Raw genomic sequence first — 5,113 nt, forward strand, 5'->3', positions numbered from 1 at the left:
GGTCGTCGGGTACGGGACGAAGGGCCGCACCGCGATCGATGCGATGCTCGGCGACCGGGTGTGCGGCCACCGCACACCCGGTAAGGGTGTGCGGCCACCACAGGGGGGCAAGTCCCGCAGCAATGTCTGTTCATCGGCAAATGCGCTGAGGCCAGGGCGATATGCCCCGGAGCGGTGCTGGCGCTGGCCCCCATGTAGTCGAAGTAGTGCACATCATCGGCGGAGCTGGCCACGTCCACGCGGATGCCCGTGAGGTCCACACCGGCTCGGCGGGTGTATTTCTTGATGGTCTCTTGGGTAGTCGGCAGATGGTTTCCGCTTTCCAGAACCTCCCGGTTCGTGCGGGGTCCCATCCGACAGAACAGCTGGTCATCGGAATACGGCGTCGCGTTGACTTCGCCGCACGCCACAGGATCGGTGCAGGAATGGGCGCTCCGGCCGAGCCTACGGTGTCGCCGACGAGCCCGAACCGAAGCTCGCGGTAGACAGGCACACTGGCTATCGGGTATCGAGGTACTCGGATTGCGCAATCGTCAGTGTGGTCCCTGGCATGGCGATTGTGACCGCGCCAGTACTCGTATCCCATGTCGCGATGATCTGTTCGGCCGCGTAGGGGATCCCGTAAACCAGTCCGCGCCCCGGAGAATGACCTACGATCACCTCGTATCTTGTCCCCGCAAAACCGGGTGTCGTCCGGTGATAAACGCAGTACAGCGCCGCCGCCGTCCGTGGCCCGCAACTGATCTCCACCTGCTCGGACGACGCGGACACCCAGATCCGATATCCGACGAAAATCACCGCGACCGCGCTCACGCACGCCATGAGCACTGTTCCCACCCGACGAACCATTGCGCGACCGTACTACGACTAGCCGGGATGAGGAGGCTTCCGGCAGCGACCAGCCACTGCGGCACTACTGTGGGCCTCGAGCGCAGTCAGCTCGCTTCCCTGGTGCGCGGTCGGTTTTGAAATGCTAAGCGGGACGGTTGAACTCGTCATCGTGCACGCCAGCGGTGAAGGTGCTCCATCCGTTGGGGGTGAAGATCAGTACGGGGCCGGTGGGGTTCTTCGAGTCGCGGACCCCGATATGACCATTGTCGAGCCAGGCGACCTCGACGCACTCAGCGCCCCCGGGTACTGCGCGACGACTAGAACCACTGCGCGTCGATCACATCGATGGTCACCCGGTGTTCCAGATCTAGGCAATCAAGATCAGGTGGAACTGGTGGCGGGGCTTCTCGCTTGGGCGATGCCGCCGCAGCTTCCTCGTGATCACATGTCCAGCTTGATGGGGGGTGATTCCCTTGTGGTGGTGCGGTTTCGGGGGCGGGTGAGTGCTGCCCGCACGGATACGCGCGCCAGTTGAGGTTGCCGTCTCGGACGTCAGGGGTGGAGGTGGCACGCACTCGATGGGGCGCGGGGGTGTGGCCGGGACAAGGGGTGCGTTCGGGTTGGGGCTGCGGTGGGTCCTGTTGTTCTGCACCGACTTTCCGGGGTTGCTGGACATGGATGGTTTGGCGTCCCGTGGTTTTACCGGTGCAGTGCTGGGTGCGTTGGGTGCCGTACCCGGCTTACCTTCCGCGGTCAGGTGGGCAGGCATTCGGCTTCCGGCTCGGTCGACTGGCTGTGGTTGCGTTCGCTAGGGAACGCGGATCGCCGATGCCCTTCGACTGGATGCTGCTCGATGCCGAAGATGACACCACTATCTACTCGGCCACAGACCTCGATCAGATCGAGTGGTGGCTCGACGACTGAGGTGAGGTGCGGTTTTTCAATAGGGAATCTCATCGGAGACGTGTACCAGCTACGTGACGTAGTTCACTGAGTCGGGCCGCGACGCAACGTCAACCGTCTGAGACCGATACACAGTTGTCACGCCTGCGCCCTCTTGGGCGGAGGCGTAACTATGTATGCAACAGGCTTATATGATGGGTTCGGCCCCGGTGCTGAATGCCCTCGAAGGAGGGTAGGGGGCAGGTCCAAGCTCGACTCGAGAGGTGAACACACTCGAATGGATACTGCCCGTCGTACTGTCCGTGGGAGTCGTCGCCGCAGATCGGGGAGCCCGCTGTTCGCCCAGCTGCTCACGGCCGCAGTGGAGTCCGCGGACGATTCGGTCGCCCTCCGATTCAACCCGACCGGTGATCCGGCGGATCAACGTGAACTCACCTATCGCGAACTCGATGCCGCCTCGTCACAGATCGCGCGCGAGCTGATCGATCGCGGGGTCGGCGCAGGCGACTGCGTTGCAATGAGTATCACCCGCTCGGTCGAATCGATCGTCGCGCTGTGGGCGATCGTGAAGACGGGGGCGGCCTATGTTCCGGTCGACCCGAACTATCCGGCGGACCGGATCGAGCACATCGTCACTGATTCGGGTGCGGCACACGGCCTGACCACCTCGGCGCATCGCGCCAAACTCGGCACCTCGGCCTATTGGATCGAAATAGACGATCCGGTGGTTTCCGAGCGCATCGCCGCCCGGCCTGATCATCCGGTCTCCTATGCCGATCGCGTGCGCGTGGTCAATGAAAACCATCCGGCCTACGTCATCTACACCTCGGGTTCCACCGGTAAGCCGAAGGGCGTCGCGGTCACCCACACCGGGCTGGCCGGGCTCGCGGCGATCGGCGAGCATTATCTGTTCGACGCGGATTCCTGTGTCTCACATCTGAGTTCGCCCAGTTTCGACTTCTCGATAATGGAGACGCTGTTCACCTTCTCGGTGGGCGCGACGCTGATCATCGCGCCGCCAACAGTATTCGGCGGCGGTGAGCTCGCGGATCTACTACGACGGGAGCAGGTCACCCATCTGCTGATCACCCCGGGTGCGCTGGAGTCGCTCGATACCGCCGATCTCGATGACCTGCAGGTCGTGGTGGCGGGCGGAGACCGGCTCCCGGCGGAATTGGTGGCGCGCTGGGCCGATAGCGGCCGGTCGGTATTCAATGCGTACGGGCCGAGTGAGGCGACCGTCATGGTCACCAGCACCGACGCGCTGCCGTCCGGTGAGCCTGTCACCATAGGTTCCGCCATCGCGGGCGTCGGCGCCTTCGTGCTCGACGCGCGGTTGCGTCCGGTCCCCGCGGGTGTTGTCGGTGAGCTCTATGTCTCGGGTGCGGTGCTCGCGCAGGGCTATCTCAATCGGCCGGAGCTGACCGCGGAACGCTTTGTAGCCAGCCCGTTCGGCGCGGATGCCGACAGCGCGGGTGCGCGCCTGTATCGCACCGGAGATCTGGTGCGGCGCAACGAAACCGGTGAGCTGGAGTATCTGGGCCGGTCCGATTTCCAGGTCAAGATCCGCGGGCTGCGCATCGAACTCGGCGAGATCGATAGCGCGCTCACCACCCACCCTGATGTCGGCTTCGCGGCCACGCTGAGCAGGACTCTGCCCTCCGGAACAACCGTCCTGGTCGCGTATGTCCTGCCACGTGACGGCGCCACTCTCGATACCGGTCAGCTCGCGGCACATGTCGCAGAATCGTTGCCGGACTACATGATTCCGGCCGCCATCACAGTGTTGGACGAGATTCCGCTGACCCCGGTCGGCAAGCTGGACCGGGCGGCACTGCCCGAACCGGTCTTCGCCGCACGTCGGTTCCGTGCCCCGGTGACACCGGTCGAGCAGATCGTTGCCGAGGTATTCGGGGCGCTGCTGTTCGGTGGTGAGACGGACGCGCGCGTCGGCGTCGAAGACGACTTCTTCGAACTCGGCGGCAACTCGCTGCTGGCCACCCAGGCTGCCGCGCGCATCGGTTTCGCACTCGAAATCCGGGTGCCGGTCGAGCTGATCTTCGAGGCTTCGACGGTTTCGGCACTGGCCGAACGCGTTGAGCAGCACGCGGGTTCGGCCGTCGGCCAGGCGCTCACCGCCCAGATTCGTCCCGACCGGATTCCGCTGTCCTACGCACAGCAGCGGATGTGGTTCCTGAACCGTTTCGATACGGCCAGTGCGGTCAACAATATTCCGCTCGCGGTGCGGCTGTCCGGGCGAATGGATGTCGACGCGCTGCGCGCGGCGGCGCATGATCTGATCGACCGGCACGAGGTGCTGCGCACCATCTATCCAGATATCGATGGCGAGGGCTTCCAGGTCGTGCTGGCGGTGACCGATGCGCGCGCGGTGCCGGAACTTCCGGTGACCACCGCGACGATGCCGGAACTTTCGGATCTGATCAGTGCCGAGGTGCTGGCCGGATTCGATGTGACGGCCGCGCCGCCGGTGCGCCTGCGACTGTTCCAGCTCGGCGAATCCGAATACGTGCTGGTGTGCGTGGTGCACCACATCGCGGCGGACGGTTTCTCGCTCGGACCGCTGGCCCGCGATCTGATGACCGCGTACTCCGATCGCGTGCGCGGCGGACGGCCCGAATGGCCGCCGCTTGCGGTGCAATACGTCGACTACACCATCTGGCAGCGTGAAACCCTCGGCAGCGAGGTCGACCCGGAATCGGTCTTCGCGCAACAGATCGAATTCTGGCGCGGTGAATTGGGTACGCTGCCGGAACAATTGGATCTGCCCGCCGATCGGCCGCGGCCGGCCGCGGCATCCAACAACGGTGCCGTCGTCGCCTTCGATATCGATGCCGAGATCCATGCGCGACTCGAACAGATTGCGCACCAACACAATTCGACGCTGTTCATGGTCGTGCACGCGGCGCTCGCGGTACTGCTCGCCCGGCTTTCGGGCACCCGCGATATCGCGATCGGCACCCCGGTGGCCGGTCGCGGTGAGGCGGCGCTGGACGATCTGATCGGCATGTTCGTCAACACCCTCGTGCTGCGGACCGAGATCGATCCCGCCATGACCTTCGGCGAGCTGCTGCATGCGGTGCGCAAGGTCGATATCGCGGCCTTCGGACACGCCGACGTGCCGTTCGAGCGGCTGGTCGAACTGCTCGATCCGGTGCGCTCGCCCGCGCGGCACCCGCTGTTCCAGGTGATGCTGGTCTTCCAGAACCTGGCGCGCACCGGTCTGGAACTGCCGGGACTGACGGTCTCGTCCGTGGATCACCCGGTATCGCTGGCCAAGTTCGATTTGCAGCTCGAGATCGCGGAAAACACCGCGGCGCGAGCGACGGGCCCGGAGGCGGTAGCGGAGCGTGGCCACGGA

General features: G+C 64.7%; 2 protein-coding genes and 1 pseudogene. 1 reads left to right on the forward strand and 2 read right to left on the reverse strand.

Annotation, left to right across the window (positions count from 1 at the left end; translation table 11 throughout):
• Positions 1-498 precede the first annotated feature (498 nt).
• Complete coding sequence (locus AB0J29_RS06030; RefSeq protein ID WP_364780046.1) at positions 499-849, reverse strand: hypothetical protein; 351 nt, start codon at positions 847-849, stop codon at positions 499-501.
• A 124-nt stretch (positions 850-973) separates the two neighbouring features.
• Positions 974-1,090: pseudogene (locus AB0J29_RS06035) on the reverse strand (DUF397 domain-containing protein); the annotation flags it as partial.
• A 921-nt stretch (positions 1,091-2,011) separates the two neighbouring features.
• On the opposite strand from AB0J29_RS06035, the gene AB0J29_RS06040 reads away from it, so the two are divergent.
• Positions 2,012-5,113, forward strand: a 3,102-nt coding sequence (locus AB0J29_RS06040; RefSeq protein ID WP_364780049.1) for an amino acid adenylation domain-containing protein, incomplete at its 3' end; no start/stop codon positions are given.

This window comes from Nocardia sp. NPDC049707, from assembly GCF_040674855.1.
Classification (GTDB): Bacteria; Actinomycetota; Actinomycetes; order Mycobacteriales; family Mycobacteriaceae; genus Nocardia.